At 71.2% G+C, this 21,092-nt stretch carries 13 protein-coding genes and 1 pseudogene; all 14 read left to right on the forward strand.

Annotation, left to right across the window (positions count from 1 at the left end):
- The first annotated feature begins 1 nt into the window (after position 1).
- The 14 genes and pseudogenes from ACQYVW_RS07740 (at position 2) to ACQYVW_RS07805 (ending at position 20,973) form a co-directional block, all read left to right on the forward strand.
- Positions 2 to 1,150: an OprO/OprP family phosphate-selective porin gene (locus tag ACQYVW_RS07740; protein WP_434946572.1), complete on the forward strand. Its 1,149-nt coding sequence runs from the start codon at positions 2 to 4 to the stop codon at positions 1,148 to 1,150.
- Between the two features lie 48 nt (positions 1,151 to 1,198).
- Complete coding sequence (locus tag ACQYVW_RS07745; protein WP_434946573.1) at positions 1,199 to 3,343, forward strand: methyl-accepting chemotaxis protein; 2,145 nt, start codon at positions 1,199 to 1,201, stop codon at positions 3,341 to 3,343.
- 69 nt (positions 3,344 to 3,412) lie between these two features.
- Positions 3,413 to 5,644 carry a methyl-accepting chemotaxis protein gene (locus tag ACQYVW_RS07750; RefSeq protein WP_434946574.1) on the forward strand — a complete coding sequence of 744 codons (2,232 nt, stop codon included), beginning with the start codon at positions 3,413 to 3,415 and terminating at the stop codon, positions 5,642 to 5,644.
- 122 nt (positions 5,645 to 5,766) lie between these two features.
- Complete coding sequence (locus ACQYVW_RS07755; RefSeq protein ID WP_434936560.1) at positions 5,767 to 6,537, forward strand: flagellar brake protein; 771 nt, start codon at positions 5,767 to 5,769, stop codon at positions 6,535 to 6,537.
- 117 nt (positions 6,538 to 6,654) lie between these two features.
- Complete coding sequence (locus ACQYVW_RS07760) at positions 6,655 to 7,035, forward strand: hypothetical protein (RefSeq protein ID WP_434936562.1); 381 nt, start codon at positions 6,655 to 6,657, stop codon at positions 7,033 to 7,035.
- A 60-nt stretch (positions 7,036 to 7,095) separates the two neighbouring features.
- Positions 7,096 to 9,462 carry a methyl-accepting chemotaxis protein gene (locus ACQYVW_RS07765; protein ID WP_434936564.1) on the forward strand — a complete coding sequence of 789 codons (2,367 nt, stop codon included), beginning with the start codon at positions 7,096 to 7,098 and terminating at the stop codon, positions 9,460 to 9,462.
- Between the two features lie 248 nt (positions 9,463 to 9,710).
- Positions 9,711 to 10,754 (forward strand): annotated as a pseudogene (locus ACQYVW_RS07770) (methyl-accepting chemotaxis protein); the annotation flags it as partial.
- Positions 10,755 to 10,890: 136 nt separating this feature from the next.
- Entirely contained in the window at positions 10,891 to 13,092 is a 2,202-nt protein-coding gene (locus tag ACQYVW_RS07775) for a methyl-accepting chemotaxis protein (RefSeq protein ID WP_434946575.1), read from the forward strand.
- A 45-nt stretch (positions 13,093 to 13,137) separates the two neighbouring features.
- Positions 13,138 to 15,366 (forward strand): putative bifunctional diguanylate cyclase/phosphodiesterase, encoded by a 2,229-nt coding sequence (locus ACQYVW_RS07780; protein ID WP_434946576.1) that lies wholly within the window; start codon positions 13,138 to 13,140, stop codon positions 15,364 to 15,366.
- On the forward strand, positions 15,359 to 16,231 hold the full coding sequence (locus tag ACQYVW_RS07785; RefSeq protein ID WP_434946577.1) for a CheR family methyltransferase: 873 nt from the start codon (positions 15,359 to 15,361) through the stop codon (positions 16,229 to 16,231). Before ACQYVW_RS07780 ends, ACQYVW_RS07785 begins: the two co-directional genes overlap by 8 nt.
- The gene (gene cheD / locus ACQYVW_RS07790; protein ID WP_434946578.1) at positions 16,228 to 16,818 is read left to right on the forward strand and encodes a chemoreceptor glutamine deamidase CheD; all 591 of its coding nucleotides are present in this window, start codon (positions 16,228 to 16,230) and stop codon (positions 16,816 to 16,818) included. The genes ACQYVW_RS07785 and cheD overlap by 4 nt, the downstream gene beginning before the upstream one ends.
- Position 16,819: 1 nt before the next feature.
- Complete coding sequence (locus ACQYVW_RS07795) at positions 16,820 to 17,860, forward strand: protein-glutamate methylesterase/protein-glutamine glutaminase (protein WP_434946579.1); 1,041 nt, start codon at positions 16,820 to 16,822, stop codon at positions 17,858 to 17,860.
- 63 nt (positions 17,861 to 17,923) lie between these two features.
- Positions 17,924 to 19,102 (forward strand): methyl-accepting chemotaxis protein, encoded by a 1,179-nt coding sequence (locus ACQYVW_RS07800; RefSeq protein WP_434946580.1) that lies wholly within the window; start codon positions 17,924 to 17,926, stop codon positions 19,100 to 19,102.
- Between the two features lie 59 nt (positions 19,103 to 19,161).
- Positions 19,162 to 20,973 (forward strand): ATP-binding protein, encoded by a 1,812-nt coding sequence (locus tag ACQYVW_RS07805; protein WP_434946581.1) that lies wholly within the window; start codon positions 19,162 to 19,164, stop codon positions 20,971 to 20,973.
- Positions 20,974 to 21,092 lie beyond the last annotated feature (119 nt).

The raw sequence follows: 21,092 nt of genomic DNA on the forward strand, positions 1-21,092 counted from the left end.
CGTGCGTTTCCGGATTTCCCTCCTGCTCGCCTCGTCCTGCCTGCTCGCCAGCGCCCATGCCGCCGACTGGCGCGACATCTCGCTCAAGACGCCGGTCGGCGAGCAGCACGAACTCGCCTTCACCGCCAACTGGGCCTACGACTACAACGGCTTCGGCCACCTCGGACAGGGCATCGATGCCGCCGCGTTCGAGGACGAGGACCACTTCCGCCGCCGCGAGGTCGGGGTGTCGCTGCGCCGCAAGGGCAGCTACGAGCTGACCGTGCAGCGCGACCTCGAGGCAGAGACCTGGATGGACGTGACGCTGAAGCTCGAGTCCAAGGGCCTGCTCGGCCGCGACATCGGCAGCCTGCGCCTGGGCCAGTTCAAGACCCCGGTCGGCTTCGACGGCGTGGGTTCCTCGCGCAATACGCCGTTCCTGGAATCGGCGCTGCCGGTGCAGGTGGCCTACGCCGGTCGCCGCGTCGGCGTGGAATGGGCGCTGCAGCGCCAGGCGTGGCTGGCCAGCGCCGCCTGGTTCGATGGCAACGACCTGGAAGGCGCGAACGAAGGCAGCACCGTCGCCGCGCGCGCCGCCTGGGTGCCGCGCAAGGCCGCGGGCGATGTGCTGCACCTGGGCATCGCCGGCAGCCGCGAGCGCCCCGACGGCGAAAGCCTGCGCATGCGCGCCCGTCCCGAGGTCGGCCTGACCGACGTGCGCCTGGTGGATACCGGCAGCATCGCCGGCGTCGACACCATCGACCGCCTGGGCCTGGAAGGCCTGTGGATCAACGGGCCCTGGTCGCTGCAGGGCGAGGTGCTGGACGTGCGCGCGCGCCGCGACGACGGCCTGGCCGACGTGTCCGGCAACGGCGCCTACCTGTTCGGCAGCTGGGTGTTGACCGGCGAGTCGCGCGGCTACAACGGCTACGCCACCAACGTGGTGCCGTCCTCCACCTCCGCCGTTGAACTGCTGCTGCGCTACAGCCAGCTCGATCTCGACGATGGCGCGCTGCGCGGCGGTCGCCAGTCCGACTGGACGCTGGGCGTGAACTGGTACCTCGGCCGCAACTTCAAGCTGCAGGCCAACTACGTGTTCGCCCACGCCCGTCGCGGCGACGTGTTGCGCGACCCGGAGGCGTTCGGCCTGCGCGCGCAGTTCCACTTCTGATCCTGTCTTCCCGACGCCCCACACACCGCACTTCTTCAGGACATTCCGATGCGCTGGTTCAACGATCTTCCCATCACCCGCAAGCTGCTCGCGGGTATTTCACTGGCTGCGGTGCTGACGCTCGCGCTCGGCGCGTTCGCCTGCATGCAGCTGGTGACCGCGCAAGCGGATGCCGCGCGCATCGCCGACGACAATGTGCCGCAGGTGCAGGCGCTGGGCGACATCCGCAGCTACCTCGGCGAGCTGCGCACATACGAGATGGCGGTGATTTCCACCCAGAACTTCGCCGAGTACGAGCCGCGCTTCGCGCGCATGTTCGAGCAGATCAATGCGGCCAAGGCCGAGTACGCCGCGAACCTGGGCCCGGACACCAACCAGGACCTGTACGTCGTCAGCAACACCCGCGTGGCCGAGTACCTGGCCACGTCCGCGCGCCTGCTCGAGGCCGCGCGCGCCGGCGATTTCGAGGCCGCCGACGGCATTTCCAACAACGAGTCGCGGCCTCTGCGCCGCGAGACGTTCGCCGCGCTCGACGCCCTGGGCAAGGACGATCGCGAGCACCTGGCGGCCAACGTCGCCGCTTCCGAGGCCGCGTTCCGGCGCAACGTCGTGGTGATGGTGGGGCTCACGCTCGCGTCGATCGTGCTCTCGCTGCTTGCCGGCTTCTTCATCGCCCGCGGCGTCGGCCGCGCGCTCGGCCGCGCCACCGCGGTGTCGGCCGCGATGGCGGAAGGCCGCTTCGACACCCGCATCGAGGTCGCCTCGCGCGACGAAGCTGGCCAGCTGCTGGCCAGCATGCAGCGCATGCAGGGCCAGCTGGGCCGTTTCAATAGCGAGATGCAGGCGCTGATCGAGCTGCAGCAGTCGGGCGAGGATCTGTCGCGGCGCATGCCCGAGGATTTCCCTGGCGACTACGGCCGCATGGCGCAGGGCGTGAACGCCGCGATCTTCGGCCACCTGGACGCGATCCAGGCCGGCATCGAGATCATGTCCGAGTACGGCCGCGGCGATCTGCGCCGCGACGCCCCGCGCCTGCCCGGCCAGCGCGCCGCGCTGCACGAGGCCCTGGATGCGGTGAAGTCCAGCCTGTCGGCCGTCAACGAGGACATTCGCCGCCTGGCCGAATCCGCCGCGCGCGGCGACTTCGCCAGCCGCGGCGACGAGAGTCGCCACGAGTTCGCGTTCCGCGAAATGGTGGCCGCGCTCAACGGCCTGATGGCCGAGGCCGATGCCGGCCTGAACGACGTCGGCCGGATCATGACCGCGCTCGCCGAGGGCGACCTCACCCGTCGCGTGGATCGCAGCTACCAGGGTGCCTTCGGCCACCTGGCGGCCGACGCCAACAATACCGTCGAGCGCCTGGCCCGGATCGTCAGCCAGATCCGCAGCGGCAGCGATGCGATCAACTCGGCCGCGTCCGAGATCGCCGCCGGCAACGACGATCTCTCGCGCCGCACCGAGCAGCAGGCCGCCGCGCTCGAGGAAACCGCCTCGTCGATGGAGGAACTCACCTCCACCGTGCGCCAGAACGCCGACAACGCCCGCCAGGCCAACCAGCTGGCGATCGGCGCGGTGGAAGTCGCGTCCCAGGGCGGCGAGGTGGTCGGCAAGGTGGTCGAAACCATGTCCGCCATTTCCGAGTCCTCCGGCCGCATCGGCGACATCATCGGCGTGATCGACGGCATCGCCTTCCAGACCAACATCCTGGCGCTCAACGCCGCGGTGGAAGCTGCACGCGCCGGCGAACAGGGTCGCGGCTTCGCCGTGGTGGCGGCCGAGGTGCGCTCACTGGCGCAGCGCTCGGCCGGCGCAGCCAAGGAGATCAAGCAGCTGATCACGGACTCGACCGACAAGGTCCGCCACGGCAACGAACTGGTCGACCAGGCCGGCCGCACCATGGGCGAGATCGTGACCAGCGTGAAGCGGGTGACCGACATCATCGCCGACATCTCGGCCGCCTCGCAGGAGCAGAGCGCGGGCATCGAGCAGATCAACCAGGCGATCACCCAGATGGACGAGGGCACGCAGCAGAACGCGGCGCTGGTCGAGGAAGCCACCGCCGCTGCGCGCAGCATGGAGCAGCAGGCCGGGCAACTGGTCGGGATGGTCACCACGTTCCGGCTTGCGCCCGACCAGGATGCGATGTTCGAGACCGCGCCGCCGCTGCGCGCGGTGGCCGGCGGCATGCGCTGACGCGGCGGGCTCAAGCACCCGGGTTTCATGCCGTTACCGCGGCCGACTTCTTCACAAGGCCCGGAACGCATGTTCAGCTCACTTAGCATCGGCAGGCGCCTGGGGATCGGCTTCGCCGCCCTCGCGCTGCTGATCCTCGTCATGGGCGGCTTTGCCGCCCAGCGCATGGGCGCCGCCCAGCACGTCGTCCTCGACCTGACCGGTGAATCCGTGCCCGCGGTCCGCGAGCTCGGGGCCATGGCCACCGCACTGGCCGAGTACCGGGTCAGCGAACGCGGCCTGGTCGCCAGCATCGGCGACGCGGAGAAGATGCAGGAATACGCCGGCGAACTGGTCGTCGGCCGCAAGGCGTTCGAAGACATGACCGGCGCCTTCGCCGCCCGCATCCGCGGCGATGGCGAGGACGCCGCCTACGAGGAAGTGCTGGCCAGGTCGGCCGCCTACTTCGACAACAGCGCCCGGCTGTCGGCGGCGCTGGAGGCCGGCGACATGGGGCCGGCCTCGGCCGCGGGCGACCTGCGCCAGGCGGCCGCCGACGCGGTGGCCGGCCTGCTGCAGCGCAAGCTCGACCAGCTGGATGCGGCAGTCGCACGACAGGAGGCCGGCTACGTCGCCAATCTATGGGCGATCGGCCTGCTGTTGGCGGTGGCCCTGCTGATCGCGGCGGTCGCCTCGATCCTGATCAGTCGTTCGATCGTGCGGCCGCTGGCCGAGGTCATGGGCACCGCGGATGCGGTGGCACGCGGCGATCTCGAACGCCCGATCCGCCTCAGCGAGCGCAGCGAACTGGGCGCCCTGGCCGATTCCATGCGCGAGATGGTCGGCACGCTGAAACGCTATGTCGGCGCGCAACGCGAAATGAAGGCCGCGCACGACGCCGGCACGATCAGCCACGCCATCCCCGCCGATGCCTTCCCGGGTGCCTACGCGACGATGGCGGCGGGCCTCAACGAGCTGGTCGGCTCGCACATCGCCCTGAACCGCGAGGTGGTGGACACCGTGGCGCAGTACGCCCGCGGCGACCTTTCGCGCGAGTTCGCGCGCCTGCCGGGCGAGAAGGCCGCCATCACCGAAGCCATCGACGCGGTGAAGCAGTCGATGCTCGACAGCAATGCCGAAGTGCGGCGCCTGGTCGAGGCGGCCGTGGCCGGCGACTTCGGCCAGCGCGGCGACAGCCAGCGCTTCGAGTTCGCCTATCGCGAGCTGATCGAGGAGCTCAACCGGCTGATGGCGGCCACCGAATCCAGTCTCGGCGAAGTGGGCAGCCTGCTCGCCGCCGTGGCCGAGGGCGACCTTAGCCGCCAGGCCGATACCGGCCTACCCGGCCAGTTCGGCAGGCTGGCCGCCGACGCCAACGGCACCGTGCGCAAGCTGGCCGAGGTGGTGGCGCAGATCCGCAGCGGCAGCGACGCGATCAATTCGGCGGCCAGCGAGATTGCCGCCGGCAACGACGATCTCTCGCGCCGCACCGAGCAGCAGGCAGCGGCGCTGGAAGAAACCGCTTCGTCGATGGAAGAACTCACCTCCACCGTGCGCCAGAACGCCGACAACGCCCGCCAGGCCAACCAGCTGGCGATCGGCGCGGTCGACGTCGCGTCCCAGGGCGGCGAGGTGGTCGGCAAGGTGGTCGAGACCATGTCCGCCATTTCCGAGTCCTCCGGCCGCATCGGCGACATCATCGGAGTGATCGACGGCATCGCCTTCCAGACCAACATCCTGGCGCTCAACGCCGCGGTGGAAGCTGCGCGCGCCGGCGAACAGGGTCGCGGCTTCGCGGTGGTGGCGGCCGAGGTGCGCTCACTGGCGCAGCGTTCGGCCGGCGCGGCCAAGGAGATCAAGCAGCTGATCGGCGATTCGACCGACAAGGTGCGCCACGGCAATGCGCTGGTCGACCAGGCCGGCAAGACCATGGGCGAGATCGTGACCAGCATCAAGCGGGTGACCGACATCATCGCCGACATCTCGGCCGCCTCGCAGGAGCAGAGCGCGGGCATCGAGCAGATCAACCAGGCGATCACCCAGATGGACGAGGGCACGCAGCAGAACGCCGCGCTGGTCGAAGAAGCCACCGCCGCTGCGCGCAGCATGGAACAGCAGGCCGGACAGCTGGTGCAGACCGTGGCCGTGTTCCGCATGCAGGACGCGCAGGTGGCCCGACCCGCCACACCTGCGCCGGCAGTCAAACTGGCGCCTGCCGCGCCGGCGCCAGCCCCTGTCCGTGCCCGCCCCGCCAGGCGCTCGGCCGGCGGCGCCGCGACGGCCCTGGCCACCGACGCCTCGGGCGACTGGCAGGAATTCTGACCCGGCCGGGCCTGAGCTGAACGGGGGCGGCTGCGGCCGCCCTCTTCCGTCGCGCCCCCTGCCATTCAACTCCGCGCGGCGGCGGCCGATACCGCGGCAACGGATCCCCGCGGCCTTGGACGATGCCCGTCGCCGACGAACCCACCCACCTGCAGGACGACGAGCAACTGTCGCGGTTCGCCCTGCGCGAGCCGGGCGAGATCGCGACGGTGCTGCGTGCGCTGGTCGAGGCGCGCGCGCTGATCAGCGCCAGCCTGGTCCCGGGTGGGCATGCCTGCCCCACCGCCCTGCTGGCCGTGCACGACGACGGCCGCCTGGTGCTGGACGGCAATCGCGACGAGGCCATGAACCGGCGCATGGCAGCCGCCAGCCGCCTGGTCTGCAGCGCGCAGCTGGACCTGGTGCCGATCCGGTTCCGGGTTTCCGCGCCCACCCGGATCCTCCACGAGGATTACGTGGCCTTCTCCGCGCCCTGGCCGCAGGCCGTGCTGCGCATGCAGCGGCGCGAGACCTACCGGCTGCCGTCCCCGGCCAGCGCGCCGGTGACCGTACACCCCGGCGATGCCGAACACGCGCCCGACCCCGATGCGGCCGGCCTGCGCGTGCTCGACATCAGCGGGGGCGGCCTCGCGCTCGCGGTGCCGGACGGTGCGCAGGCGACGTTCCAGCCGGGCACGCGGCTGACCCACTGCCTGCTGCGACTGGGCGAGCTGCCGCCGCTCGCGATCGCGCTCGAGGTCATCTACACCCGCCCCCACGAGGTGCGCGGACTCGCGCAATCGCGAGCGGGCTGCAGGTTCCTCGACCTGGCGGCCCCGGCCGAGCAGCAGGTCATGCAGTACATCTTCCAGGTCGAGCGCCAGCGCAACGCCCGGCTGCGGCGCGGCGGCTGATACCCCGCCCTGCGGAACCTTTAGTGCTGATGCTCAAGTTCCCCGCGGTGCGGCCGCTATCGGATCGACGGGCGTGCGCGACGGCATGCCCACCTGCACCCCACCCGGAGTAGACCGATGATCCCCAGGACCCACCGCACCATGGCCGCCCTCCTGCTCGGCGGCTGCGCTTTCACCGCCTTCGCCCAGGACGCCATCCGCCCCGACCAGGCCTCGCGCCACGTCGGACAGAGCGGAATGGTCTGCGGCAAGGTCGAAAAGACCCGCTACGCCGAGAACTCCGAGGGGCAGCCAACCTTCCTGCACATGGGCGGCGCGTTCCCGCGCCACACCTTCTCGGCGCGCATCCCGCAGGACCAGCGCGACAAGTTCCGCCCCACGCCCGAGGAACTCGAGGGACGCGACGTGTGCGTGGTGGGCACAATCCAGCGCGACGCCAGCCGCGCCGAGATCGCGATCCGCTCTCCCGCCGACGTCAAGCTCGCCACCATCAAGTGATCCCGCGGCCCGGCGCGCAAGCGACCGGGCCGTTTCGTTTCGTCACAGGGGGAGTGACCCATGCACTGGTTCTCGAATCTCAAGCTCGCGCCGAAGCTGATGCTGGCCTTCGGCGTGATCCTGCTCATCATGCTGGTCCAGGGCATCGCCGCCTACGGCGGCATGCGCTCGATCGACCGCGTCACCACCGAACTGTCCAGCGACGTGCTGCCTGCGGTCACCCTGGTCGGCGAGACCCGCGCCCTGCTCGGCGAGTTCCGCACCGCTTCCTACCGCGGCCTGGTCCGCGCCAGCGACGCGGCCAAGCGCGAGGCGCGCGAGCGTGCGCAGCAGATCGACGCGCAGCTGGCGGAGAACCTGAAGGCCTACGAGCAGTTCGCGACGACGCCCGACGAGCAGCGCCTGCTCGCCGAACTCGTCAGCGCATGGGAAGCCGCCAGGACGTCCTACGCCTCGGTCAACGAGATGCTCGATCTCGAGCTGCCCGACGACGCCACCGACACCTTCATCGGCGAGACCAGCCGCCTGCACGATGCCACCAGCGCCGCGCTCGCCGCGCTGGCCGACGATGCCAACCGCGTCGCGGCCGCCTCCACCACCCGCGCCCACAGCACCTACACCAGCTCCAACCTGCTGCTGGTGACCCTGCTGCTGGCCGGCATCGGCGCGGGCCTGGCGGTCGCCTGGCTGATGGCGCGCAGCCTGACGCGCGCCGCGCGCGAGGCCGCGGGCGTCGCCAACGACGTCGCGGGCGGCAAGCTCGACAGCCATATCGACACCAGCCGCGCGGACGAGATCGGCGACCTGCTCAAGGCCATGCAGCGCATGCAGCGCGACCTGCGCGAGCGCATCGAACGCGACCAGGCGATCGCGAGCGAGAACCTGCGCATCCGCACCGCGCTCGACAGCTCGGGCACCAGCGTGATGATCGCCGACCCCGACCGCAAGGTCATCTACGCCAACGCCGCGGTCACCGGGTTGCTGCACCACTACGAGGAACAGATCCACTCCGCGCTGCCGGAGCTGGAGATCGACCGCATCGTCGGCAGCCAGCTCGAGGACTTCTCCCGCGACCCGGCCGGGGCCATCGCCCTGTTCGACGGCCTGCAGGACGTGCACCAGAGCGAGGCCGCGATGGGCGATGCGCACTTCGGCCAGAGCGTGGCCCGGGTGGACGACGCCGACGGCAACCTGCTCGGCTACGTGGTCGAGTGGCGCGATCGCACGCCGCAGGTTCATGTCGAGGTGGAGCTCGGCCACGTGGTGCAGGCCGCGGCGGCCGGCGACCTGTCCCAGCGCATCGGCCTGGAGGGCAAGCAGGGCTTCTACCTGCAGCTCGCCGGCCAGCTCAACGGCCTGCTCGACGCCAATGCCGCCAGCCTGGACCAGGTCTCGCAGGTGCTGACCGCACTGGCTGAGGGTGACCTCACCCGGCGCATGGACGGCGAGTTCCAGGGCGTGTTCGCGACCATGCGCGACAACGCCAACCACACCGTCCAGCGCCTGGCCGAGATCGTCGGCCAGATCCGCAGCGGCAGCGATGCGATCAATGCCTCGGCCTCGGAGATCGCCGCCGGCAACGACGACCTGTCCCGCCGTACCGAACAGCAGGCCGCCTCGCTCGAGGAAACCGCCTCCTCGATGGAGGAACTCACCTCCACCGTGCGCCAGAACGCCGACAATGCCCGCCAGGCCAACCAGCTGGCGATCGGCGCGGTCGACGTCGCCTCCCAGGGCGGCGAAGTGGTCGGCAAGGTGGTAGAGACCATGTCCGCCATTTCCGAGTCGTCCAACCGCATCGCCGACATCATCGGCGTGATCGACGGCATCGCCTTCCAGACCAACATCCTGGCGCTCAACGCGGCGGTGGAGGCCGCGCGCGCGGGCGAGCAGGGTCGCGGTTTCGCGGTAGTGGCGGCCGAGGTGCGCTCGCTGGCGCAGCGCTCGGCCGGCGCGGCCAAGGAGATCAAGCAGCTGATCGGCGATTCGACCGACAAGGTGCGCCACGGCAATGCGCTGGTCGACCAGGCCGGCAAGACCATGGGCGAGATCGTGACCAGCATCAAGCGGGTGACCGACATCATCGCCGACATCTCGGCCGCCTCGCAGGAGCAGAGCGCGGGCATCGAGCAGGTCAACCAGGCGATCACCCAGATGGACGAGAGCACGCAGCAGAACGCGGCGCTGGTCGAGGAAGCCACGGCCGCTGCGCGCAGCATGGAACAGCAGGCCGGACAGCTGGTGCAGACGGTGGCGGTGTTCCGCGTGCACGACGACAGGCCGGCCGCCGCCGCGAAGGTTCCCGCGGCCAGCGTGATCCGGCTGAACAGCCACCGGCCCGCGCCCCCGGCGCCCAGGCCCCCTTCGAAGCTGCCGGCCAGGGCGACGGCCGACACCGAGGCCGGAGGCGACTGGCAGGAGTTCTGAAGCCGGCATCGGCCGCAGTCGAAAAACGGAGCGCCCTGGCGCTCCGCTTTTTTTGCGCTCTCCGGAATCAGATTTCGGCGCAGTGTTTCCGCTGCAGACGGATGCCGCGTCCTGGCGCGTTGCGGGCGCAGGCGCGTTGCGCCGGAGCGGAGCGCCGATTCGGCAGCAGCGGATCTGCGAACTGCGACGTCGCGCGCATTTGCCGGCATGGATCATGCGCCGCAGCTGCCGTTATCGAGGGCGACCTACTTGCGCCCAGGCTTGCCGCGGTCGCCGAAGGAGATCTCACCCGCCGGGCGGACGCCAGCTTGCCCGGGCAGTTCGGCAGGCTCGCCGCCGACGCCAACGGCACCGTCCACAGGCTCGCCGAGGTCGTGACCCGGATCCGCGGCGGCAGCGACGCGATCAATGCCGCGGCCGCCGAGATCGCGGCGGGCAACGACGATCTGTCGCGCCGCACCGAACAGCAGGCCGCCGCGCTCGAGGAAACCGCCTCGTCGATGGAGGAGCTCACCTCCACCGTGCGCCAGAACGCCGACAAACGCCCGCCAGGCCAATCAGCTGGCGATCGGCGCGGTCGACGTCGCCTCCCAGGGCGGCGAAGTGGTCGGCAAGGTGGTCGAGACCATGTCCGCGATCTCCGAGTCGTCCAACCGCATCGCCGACATCATTGGCGTGATCGACGGCATCGCCTTCCAGACCAACATCCTGGCGCTCAACGCCGCGGTGGAGGCCGCGCGTGCGGGCGAACAGGGTCGCGGCTTCGCGGTGGTGGCGGCCGAGGTGCGCTCACTGGCGCAGCGTTCGGCCGGCGCGGCCAAGGAGATCAAGCAGCTGATCGGCGATTCGACCGACAAGGTGCGCCACGGCAATGCGCTGGTCGACCAGGCCGGCAAGACCATGGGCGAGATCGTGACCAGCATCAAGCGGGTGACCGACATCATCGCCGACATCTCGGCCGCCTCTCAGGAGCAGAGCGCGGGCATCGAGCAGATCAACCAGGCCGTCACCCAGATGGACGAAGGCACGCAGCAGACGCGGCCCTGGTGGAAGAAGCCACGGCCGCGGCCCGCAGCCTGGAGCAGCAGGCCGGGCATCTGGTGCAGACGGTGGCGGTGTTCCAGGCCGGGGAGCGGCAGCCGGCCCTGGAGGTCCGCATCCCGGCACACGCCGGCGCCATGGCGCCCGTCACGGCACGGAAGCCGGCCAGGCTGCAGCCGGCCCCGTCCGCGCCCGCCGCGCAGCCCGCGCTCGCGACTGCCACTGCGGCGGAGGACTGGCTGGAGTTCTGAGGCGGCACGCGCACGGCGGGGCGGCCTGGCTGCCCCGTCGCGCCCGCCGTGACCGGCGTCCCGCTTCTCGACCGGGGCAACACTTTTCCAGCGGGCGGCCGATAAACCGTGGAACACCCACCCAGGACGGCTTTCCATGTCCGATTTTCTCTCGCGCATCGGTATTTCCCGCAAGCTGGGCCTTCTGACCGCGCTGGGTGTCCTCGCACTGCTGGTGGTGATGGTGCTGGAGCTGGTGTCCGAGCGGCGCACGCTGATGGCCGAGAAGGAAACCGCGACCCGCAGCCTGGTGGAAACCGCCGCCAGCCTGGCCAGCCATTTCCATGCGCGCGCCCGCAGCGGCGAGCTGGGCGAGGACGAGGCCCAAGCCGCCGCGATCGCGGCCATCAAGGCCCTGCGCTTCGGCCAGGACGACTATTTCTGGATCAACGACATGCGGCCGTACATGGTGATGCATCCGTTCCGGCCGGACATGGACGGCACCGACCTGGCCGGCTTCGCCGATCCCGACGGCGTGCACCTGTTCGTCGAGGCGGTGAAGCGGGTCGAGGACGGCGGCAGCGGCTTCATCCACTACGCCTGGCCCAAGCCCGGTGCCGACGCGCCGGTGCCGAAGATCTCCTATGTCCAGGAATTCGCGCCCTGGGGCTGGATCATCGGTTCGGGCATCTACATCGACGACGTGCAGGCCGCGCTGTGGGCCTCGGCGCGCGCGGCGGTGGCCAAGGTGCTGCTGGTGCTGGCCGTGCTGCTGTGCGCCTCCTGGTTCCTCGCCCGTTCGATCACCCGTCCGATCGCGCGCGCCGTCGCCGCGGCCGATGCGATGGCGCAGGGGCACCTGGACTCCGAGATCCGCGCCAAGGGCAACGACGAAGCCGCGCGCCTGCTGGGTTCCCTGCAGCAGATGCAGCAGGTGCTGCGCCGCTTCACCGCCGCGCAGGGCGAGATGGCGGACGCGCACGAGGCGGGCAATATCAGCCACCGCATGCCGGCCGGCGAGTTCCCCGGTGCCTACGGCACCATGGCCGCCGGCCTCAACGGCCTGGTCGCAGCGCATATCGCGGTCAAGATGCAATTGATCGACATCGTCGGCCGCTACGCGCGCGGCGACCTCACGCGCGACATGGAACGGCTGCCGGGCGAGAAGGCGAAGATCACCGAAGCCATCGACGCGGTGAAGCGGTCCATGCGCGACAGCAACGCCGAAGTGCGCCGACTGGTGGAAGCAGCGGTCGCGGGCGACTTCTCGCAGCGTGGCGACGCCGCGCGTTTCGAATTCGCCTACCGCGAGCTGATCGAAGAACTCAACCGGCTGATGGCGGCCACCGATGCCGGCCTGGCCGAGATCGGCGGGCTGCTGTCGGCCGTGTCCGAGGGCGACCTGTCGCGGCGCATCGAGCGCAGGCTGGACGGCCGCTTCTCCGACGTCGCCCGCGACGCCAACCGCACCGTCGAGCGTTTGGCCGAGATCGTCAACCAGATCCGCAGCGGCAGCGACGCGATGAATGCCTCGGCCTCGGAGATCGCGGCGGGCAACGACGACCTGTCGCGCCGTACCGAGCAGCAGGCCGCCTCGCTCGAGGAAACGGCCTCGTCGATGGAGGAGCTCACCTCCACCGTGCGCCAGAATGCCGACAACGCCCGCCAGGCCAAACAGCTGGCGATCGGCGCGGTCGATGTCGCCTCCCAGGGCGGCGAAGTGGTCGGCAAGGTGGTCGAGACCATGTCCGCCATTTCCGACTCTTCCAACCGCATCGCCGACATCATCGGCGTGATCGACGGCATCGCCTTCCAGACCAACATCCTGGCGCTCAACGCGGCGGTCGAGGCCGCGCGCGCGGGCGAACAGGGCCGCGGTTTCGCGGTGGTGGCGGCCGAGGTGCGCTCGCTGGCGCAGCGCTCGGCCGGCTCGGCCAAGGAGATCAAGCAGCTGATCGGCGACTCGACCGACAAGGTGCGCCATGGCAATGCGCTGGTCGACCAGGCCGGCAAGACCATGGGCGAGATCGTGACCAGCATCAAGCGGGTGACCGACATCATCGCCGACATCTCGGCCGCCTCGCAGGAGCAGAGCGCGGGCATCGAGCAGGTCAACCAGGCGATCACCCAGATGGACGAGAGCACGCAGCAGAACGCCGCGCTGGTCGAGGAAGCCACCGCCGCCGCGCGCAGCATGGAACAGCAAGCCGGACAGCTGGTGCAGACGGTGGCGGTGTTTTCGACCAGCGCCGTGCGTTCGCCGGCGGCATCCGGCCCCGCGACGACGGCGACGCCCGGACGCGGCAGGCGGCACACGGTCGTGACAGCAGCGGCGGAGGCGGATGAGGTACCGGCCTGACCGCCGGCCGTTCTTCCCTCCTGCGCCCCCACTGGAACGATCGACATGCTCTCCCCGCCCGCAGACCGCGCCCCCGCCCACAGCTGGACGCCCACCCAGCCCGGCACGCCCACCAGTCCCTCGCCGGCATCGGACGAGATCGAGCGCGACGCCGGCTTCAGCGCGGTGCTGGCGGTGACATCCGGGCTGCTGGAGTGCTCCTGCGCGATGCTCTGGGCCATGGAGGACGGCGTACTGCGCCTGGCCGCCAGCCACGGGCTGCCGCCGCTCGAGACCGAAAGCCGGCTGCCCGCCACGGTGGACGCCGAACGGCCGGTCGCGGTGATCGCGGACGCGAGCGCCGACCCGCGGCTGGCCGACGATATCCTCGTGACCGGTGCGGCCGGGCTGCGCTTCATCGCCGCCACGGTGCTGTTCGGGCCCGCGGGCGACGTGCTCGGCGTGCTGGCCGCGGGCGACCGGCAGCCGCGCGAGGCCTCGCCGCAGACGCTGGACCGGATCGCATCGCTGGCCACGCTGGCCACGCGCGTGTTCGGCGGCAACACGCTGGCGCGCTGCCGGCAGATGGCCGAGGCCGGATTCAGCGCGGTGATCATGACCGACGCCCAGGGCACGACCCTGTTCGTCAATGCCGCCGCGCGCGACCTGCTTGGGCCCGTGGCCACGCCGGGCCAGGCGCTGGACCACCTGGTGCCGGCCGAACTCCAGCTCGATCCCGACGCGGTGGCGGCCTGGCTGCGCGATGCCCCGGGCACCAGCGGCCACCCGCGCAGCCTGCGCGAACTGCGCATCCGCGACGCGTTCGGCGAACTGCGCACCGTCCAGGCCGCGCGCTGCCCCTGGCACGACGGCAACGCGCGCGGCAGCGTGCTGGTGATGCGCGACGCCACCGACAGCAGCCCGCGACGCGAGCCGCGCTCGGTGCGCCGCGATGCGCTCACCGGCCTGCCCAACCGCGAGGCGCTGTTCGCCACCGTCGACTCGCTGCGCGGCCGCGGCACGCGCCTGGGCGTGGCCCTGCTCGGCTTGGACAATTTCCGCGCGGTCAACGAAGCGCTCGGCCACGTCATCGGCGACACGGTGCTGCAGGTGGTGGCTTCGCGCCTGATGGCATGGCTGCCCGCGGATGCGCACCTGGCGCGCTTCGGCAGCGACGAGTTCGCCATCCTGTTTCCGTCCACCGACGAGATCGATGGGTTCGAGCCGCGGCTGCTGGGCCTGCTGCGCGAGATCGCCCGCCCCTGCGAGATCGAACATCAGCGGGTCCATGTCGAAGCCTGCATCGGCCTGGCCTTCGACGAGGCCGGCAGCGCCGAAGCGGCCGCCTACGACGACTGCGGCAGCAGCGGCCTGCTCGCCCTGGCCGCGCTGGCGCTGCGCCACGCCAAGCGCGGCGGCAGCATGCAGCTGCGACGCTTCTCGCCCGCGATGCGGGAAGAGGCGGTCGACCGCCGCCAGCTGGACCTGGAACTGCGGCGCGCATTCCGCGACGGCGAGTTCGAACTGCACTACCAGCCGCAGATCGACCTCGGCAGCGGCCTGCCCTCCGGCGCGGAAGCGCTGCTGCGCTGGCGCCATCCCGAGCGCGGCCTGCTGATGCCCGGCGCCTTCATCGAGGCGCTGAGCCGCAGCGCGATCGCGCCCCAGGTCGGCACCTGGATCCTGCAGCAGGCCTGCCGCGACGCGGCCAGCTGGCCGACCGTGGAAGGCCGCGGCCTGAAGGTCGGGGTCAACCTGTTCCCGGCGCAGTTCAACGACGATGCGCTGGTCGACAAGATCGATGCCGCCCTCGCCGCCAGCGGCCTGCCGCCGGCGCAGCTGGAGATCGAGCTCACCGAGACGATCGCGCTGCGCGACGACGGCGTGGCCGAGCGCACCCTGCTGCAGCTGCGCACGCGCGGCATCCGCGTGTCCTACGACGATTTCGGCACCGGCCACGCCTCGCTGTCGATGCTGCACCGGCTGCCTGTGGACCGGGTCAAGATCGACCGTTCGTTCGTGCGCGACCTGGTCGGCAACCGCGGCGACAAGGCCATCGTCCGCTCGATCACCCTGATCGCGCGGAACTTCGACATGGAGGTGATCGCCGAAGGGGTGGAAACCCTGGACCAGGCGGTGCTGCTGCGCGAGTTCGGCTGCCAGGAGGTGCAGGGCTTCCTGTACTCGCAGGCCCTGGCCCAGCACGTGTTCGAGCGCTGGCTGCACAACCAGCTCGAAGCGCCCGCAGCGGTCGCGGTCCCGGCGCGCGTGCCGATCGAGCACGACCATGCCTGAGCTGCTGCACGGTGGCGCACAGGCCGCGGACGAGCGCCCGTTCGCCTTCGACGACCGCGACTTCCGCCGCGTCTGCCGAATGATCCACGCCCGCGCCGGCATCCACCTCGGCGCGCACAAGCGCGACATGGTCTACAGCCGCCTGGTGCGGCGCCTGCGCGCGCGCGGCTTTGAGCGCTTCAGCGACTACCTGGACATGGTCGAGGACGGCGGTGCCGGCGAGGACCAGCATTTCGTCAACGCGCTGACCACCAACCTCACCTCGTTCTTCCGCGAGGCGCACCACTTCCCGCTGCTGGCCTCGCAACTGCAGGCCGCGCAGCGCGGGGGCCAACCACTGCGGATCTGGTGCTGCGCCGCGTCCACCGGTGAGGAGCCCTGGTCGCTGGCGATCACCGCCTGCGAGGCGTTCGATACGCTGACGCCGCCAGTGCGGATCCTGGCCACCGACATCGACACCGCGGTGCTGCAGGCCGCCGCACGCGGGGTGTACCCGCTCGAACGCATCGAGGCGATCGACCTGCCCCGCCGGCGCCGCTTCTTCCAGCGCGGCGCCGGCGCCAATGCCGGCCTGTGCCGGGTGCGTCCGGAGCTGCGGGCGCTGGTGGAGTTCCGGCCGCTGAACCTGCTCGATGCCGACTACGGCCTCAAGCGCGGCGCCTATCTCGCCGTGTTCTGCCGCAACGTGATGATCTATTTCGACAAGCCCACCCAGTACGCGGTCCTGCAGCGCATCGCCCCGCTGCTGTCGGACGAGGGCAGGATGTACGCCGGCCATTCGGAAAGCTTCAACCACGCCGCCGACCTGGTCACGCCCTGCGGCCGCACCGTGTACCGGGCCGCCGCCCGGGCGGGTGGCGCATGAGCAGCGCCGTCGCCGCGCCGCCCGCCGGCAGCTACTACGATGCCGCGCTGCAGACGCACGCGATCCGCATCCTGCCGGCCGAGTACCTGGTCAGCGACCGGCCGGTGGCGCTGGTCACCCTGCTCGGCTCCTGCGTGGCGGCGTGCCTGTACGATCCCACGCTCGGCCTTGGCGGCATGAACCATTTCATGCTGCCCGGTGGCGACGTCAACGACGCCACCTCGGCGCGCTACGGCGTCAATGCCATGGAGCTGCTGATCAACGACATGCTCAAGCGCGGCGCCAGGCGCCAGCGCCTGCAGGCCAAGGTGTTCGGCGGCGGCAACGTGCTGAGCGGGTTCCACAGCCACCCGATCGGCACGCGCAATGCCGACTTCGTGGTCGCCTACCTCGCGGCCGAACGCATTCCGGTGATCGCCAGGGACCTCGGCGACAATCAGGCGCGCAAGGTCTGCTTCTTCGTGCAGAGCGGCCGCAGCCTGGTCAAGCGCCTGCCGGCCACGCGCGACGGCGTGGTGGACACCGAGCGCGCGCTGTACGGCCGCCTGGCCCGCGCACCGGCCAGCGGCACCGTCGAGCTGTTCTGACATGGCCAGACGTCCTGTGCGGGTCCTGGTCGTTGACGACTCGGCGCTGGTCCGCGCGCTGATGAGCGAACTGCTGGGCGCCGATCCGGGCATCGAGGTGGTCGGCGCCGCGTCCGATCCCTACATCGCCCGCGAGAAGATCAAGCAGCTCGCGCCCGACGTGCTCACCCTGGACGTCGAGATGCCGCGCATGGACGGGCTGACCTTCCTGCGCAACCTGATGCGGCTGCGGCCGATGCCGGTGCTGATGGTGTCCTCGCTGACCGAGTCCGGCGCCACGGTGACGCTCGAGGCGCTGGCCCTGGGCGCGGTCGACTTCATCGCCAAGCCGCGGATCGACGTCGCCCGCGGCCTGGCCGAATACGGTTCGGTCCTGGTGGAAAAGGTGAAGCAGGCCGCGCAGGCGCGGGTGGCGCAGATCTCGCCGGCGCCGACCGGACGCCCGGAAGGCCCGATCGGCTACCGGACCACCGAGCGGCTGCTGGCGATCGGCGCCTCGACCGGCGGCACCGAGGCCATCCGCGAGGTCCTGGAGCGGATGCCCGCCGACGCGCCGGCCACGGTCATCGTCCAGCACATCCCGGCCGCCTTCAGCGGCGCCTTCGCCGAGCGTCTCGACCGCCACAGCCGCATGACGGTGATGGAAGCGGTCGACCGGCAGCCGCTGCTGGCCGGCCATGCCTACGTCGCCCCGGGCGGACGCCACCTGCGCGTGGTGCGCAGCGGCGCGCGCTGGCTGTGTCGGCTGGGCGAGGACGATCCGGTGCGTCGCCACCGGCCCAGCGTCGACGTGCTGTTCCAGTCGGTGGCCGAACACGCCGGCGGCAATGCCAGCGCGGCACTGCTGACCGGCATGGGCGACGACGGCGCGGCCGGACTGCTGGCGCTGCGACGCGCCGGCGCGCACACCATCGCCCAGGACGAAGCCAGCAGCGTGGTGTGGGGCATGCCCGGGGCGGCGGTCGCCAACGGCGCGGCCCAGGACGTGGTGCCGCTGGGGCAGGTGGCCTCGCGGCTGCTGGCGGTTTCCCGCGACAGCTAAAGCACGCCGGCACACGGCCGTTATCGAAGGCAGACCGTTTCGGCACTCATTACGGGACCAACAATGGATTCGCGCGTACTGCTTCGCCTGGCACCCCCCCTGGTGCTCACCCTGGTCCTGGTCCTGTCCCAGGCGTTCGATCTGGCCCCGGCGGTGCGCTGGGGCGCGCTGGCGGCGATGACCCTGGCCTGGCTGGGCTTCGCCTGGACCACGCTGCGGCCCACCGCGGGCGATTCCGCCCTGCTCGGCGAGCAGAGCCGGCTGCTGGACGATCTGCGCAGCTTCATCGGCGCCGAGGTGCAGGGTTCGCGCGACGAGATCGAGCGCACCCGCGAGCTGATCCGCGAGTCGGTGGCCAAGCTCGGCACCAGCTTCGAGGCGGTCAACCGCCGCTCGCGCCAGCAGAGCGAGGTGGCCGCGCGCATCATCGACCGCCGCAACGACGGCGACGGCAGCGGTTCGGACGTGCACCGCTTCGCGCTGCATGCCAGCCAGCAGATGGAGCAGCTGGTCGAGGCGCTGGAGGCGGTGAGCGGCCAGAGCGGCGCCACCGTGACCCACATCGACGCGATGGCCGAACACCTGGACGGCATCTTCTCGCTGCTGGAAGACGTCAAGTCGATCGCCGACCAGACCAACCTGCTGGCGCTCAACGCCGCCATCGAAGCGGCCCGCGCCGGCGAGGCCGGGCGCGGCTTCGCGGTGGTCGCCGACGAGGTGCGCAACCTTTCCGAGCGCTCCACCGCCTTCAACGAGCAGATCCGCAAGCTCGCCCACAGCTCCAAGGATTCGATCGCGCGCGTGCGCGACACCGTCAGCACCATGGCCTCGCGCGACCTCGACCGCAGCCGCCTGGCGCGGATCGAGGCGGCGGCGATGCTCGAGCGCGTGGACGGCATCAACCGCAACCTCGGCAACGGCATGCGCGAGATCGCCGAATGCAGCAAGGCCATCGACGGTTCGGTGGCCGAGGCGGTGCGCTCGCTGCAGTTCGAGGACATCGCCACCCAGGCGCTGGGCGCGGCCAATGTCCATCTCGATCGCCTCGGCGCGATCAACCGCGAGGCGACGGTGCTGCAGGACCTGCTGCACCGGAGCGGCGGCCAGGCCGGCGCCGAGCTGCGCCGCGCCCTGGTGCAGATCGGCCAGCGCATCGCGCAGATGCGCGGCGAATGGGAGCGTCCGCCGCACAAGCCGGTGACCCAGCAGACGATGGACGCCGGCAGCGTCGAACTGTTCTGAGCCGGAGCGGCGTGGCCGGGAGGTTGCGGCCACGCCATCCCGGCCGGTAGCGTGGCCGCATGCCGACCCACACGACCGGATCCGCCACTCCGCGACGCCGGACCCTGCTGGGCCAGTTCACCGGACTGGTGCTGCTGGCGGTCTTCCTGCCTGTGCTGGTGCTGGCCGGGGTGCTGCTGTGGCAGTCGTCGGTGTCGGTGCGGGCGCAGGGCGCGAGCCGCCTGGCCGCCACCGCCAACGCCAGCGCGCGCGAGCTCGAGAGCTTCCTGCGCGTGCACACGGCCGCGATGCAGGTCCTGGCCGATCGCCGCAGCGACGAAGGCAACCTCGACGACCTGGCGCGCTGGGAATCGGACCTGGCGCGCGTCAACCGCCACTATCCGGCCTTCGCCCACCTGCTGGTGGCCGACGCGGACGGCAGGGTGCTGACCAGCCTGCCGCCGCTGCCCCGCACCGGGGATCCCACCCCGGTTGCCGACCGCGAGTACTTCCTGGCGCCGCGCGCCACCGGCCAGGCCCATGTGTCCAGCGTGTACCAGGGTCGCGGGCCCGACAACGGCGCGCGCATCGCGGTGTCGGTACCGCTGCTGCGCGAGGGACGGTTCGCCGGCGTGGTCGTCGGCACGATGCACGCCGCCTCGCTGGTGTCCTTGCAGAACCTGGGCGAGCACGGCTTCGAGCTGCTGCTGCTCGATCGCCAGCTGGCCGTGGTCCAGGCCAGCGCCGGGCTGCCGCAGCGGCCGCTCGACCAGCTCGGCGCCGCGCAGGATGCGGGGCTGGCGCATCTGGCCCGCACGTCCGGGGCGATGCGCCCGCTGCAGGCGGCGCTGCGCAGTGGCGAGGATGCGTTCGCGGTGGCGGCACCGCCGCTGGATAACGGCTGGCGGTTGCTGCTGCTGCAGCCCAGCGGCGTGATGGAAGCCGAACTGCGGCGCACGGCCATCGCGACGCTGGCCCTGCTGCTGCTGGTGCTCGCGGGCGTGCTCGCGGTGGTGGCGGTGAAGATGCGCCGTCTCGGCGGCAGCGTCCGCGGCCTGCTGCAGCGCATGCGCCAGTTCGCCCTCGACGGCGACCAGAACCAGCTCGCCCCGGCCAACCTGCCCGGCGAACTGCTGCCGCTGGCCGATGCCATGAACGGGCTGGCCGCGCGCGCGCGCGCGTCCTTCCACGAGGTCAACCTGAGCCTCCAGGAGCAGCGGCGACTGCGCGAGGAACTGCAGGCCATGGCGCAGCGGCTGCTCACGGTCCAGGAAGACGAACGGCGCACGCTGTCGCGCGAACTGCACGACGATATCGGCCAGTCGATCACCGCGATCAAGCTGGCCGCGACCTCGCTGGCCGACGACGCGCTGGGCGACGATCCGGCGGTGCGGCACGAGATCCTCGACGAGGTCATCGCCATCGCCGACCAGACCGTGCTCAAGCTGCGTAACCTGTCGCTGCTGCTGCGGCCGCCGCAGCTTGATTCGCTCGGGCTGGAGGCGGCGCTGCGTGGGCAGGTGGCGCTGCTGTCGCGCAACAGCGCGCTGCAGGTGCGCCTGGAGGTCGCGCCGCTGGAGGGCCGGCTGCCCGCTGCCGCCGAACTGGCCTGCTTCCGCATCGCGCAGGAGGCGCTGACCAATGTCGCGCGGCATGCGCAGGCCACGCGGGTGGACGTCGAGGTGGAAGTCGAGGAAGGCGCCGATGGCCCGCTGCTGGTGCTGCGCGTGTCCGACGACGGCCGCGGCCTCGATGCCGCGCGCCCGTCGGGGCTGGGCCTGGTGACCATGCGCGAACGCGCGACCCAGCTCGGCGGCAGCATCACGATCTCCCGTCGTCCCGGCGGCGGAACCGTGGTGCGCGCGGAACTGCCGATGCCGGACGGGGAGTGAGCGGCGGCACCGCATCGCGCGTGCACGCGCGAACTGTGCGCGAGGTGGAAGAACGTGCAGCGCAGGCTACGACCGTCCGCCGCGGCGGGGTATCTTGCGCATCCAACGGGGATCGAAGG

Origin of the sequence: Luteimonas campi (assembly GCF_051162505.1) — a bacterium.
Taxonomy (GTDB): Bacteria; Pseudomonadota; Gammaproteobacteria; order Xanthomonadales; family Xanthomonadaceae; genus Luteimonas.

Coding starts and splice junctions, on each gene's coding strand:
- ACQYVW_RS07745 (WP_434946573.1), top strand. CDS start 1,199: ATGCGCTGGTTCAACGATCTTCCCATCACCCGCAAGCTGCTCGCGGGT.
- ACQYVW_RS07750 (WP_434946574.1), top strand. CDS start 3,413: ATGTTCAGCTCACTTAGCATCGGCAGGCGCCTGGGGATCGGCTTCGCC.
- ACQYVW_RS07755 (WP_434936560.1), top strand. CDS start 5,767: ATGCCCGTCGCCGACGAACCCACCCACCTGCAGGACGACGAGCAACTG.
- ACQYVW_RS07760 (WP_434936562.1), top strand. CDS start 6,655: ATGATCCCCAGGACCCACCGCACCATGGCCGCCCTCCTGCTCGGCGGC.
- ACQYVW_RS07765 (WP_434936564.1), top strand. CDS start 7,096: ATGCACTGGTTCTCGAATCTCAAGCTCGCGCCGAAGCTGATGCTGGCC.
- ACQYVW_RS07775 (WP_434946575.1), top strand. CDS start 10,891: ATGTCCGATTTTCTCTCGCGCATCGGTATTTCCCGCAAGCTGGGCCTT.
- ACQYVW_RS07780 (WP_434946576.1), top strand. CDS start 13,138: ATGCTCTCCCCGCCCGCAGACCGCGCCCCCGCCCACAGCTGGACGCCC.
- ACQYVW_RS07785 (WP_434946577.1), top strand. CDS start 15,359: ATGCCTGAGCTGCTGCACGGTGGCGCACAGGCCGCGGACGAGCGCCCG.
- cheD (WP_434946578.1), top strand. CDS start 16,228: ATGAGCAGCGCCGTCGCCGCGCCGCCCGCCGGCAGCTACTACGATGCC.
- ACQYVW_RS07795 (WP_434946579.1), top strand. CDS start 16,820: ATGGCCAGACGTCCTGTGCGGGTCCTGGTCGTTGACGACTCGGCGCTG.
- ACQYVW_RS07800 (WP_434946580.1), top strand. CDS start 17,924: ATGGATTCGCGCGTACTGCTTCGCCTGGCACCCCCCCTGGTGCTCACC.
- ACQYVW_RS07805 (WP_434946581.1), top strand. CDS start 19,162: ATGCCGACCCACACGACCGGATCCGCCACTCCGCGACGCCGGACCCTG.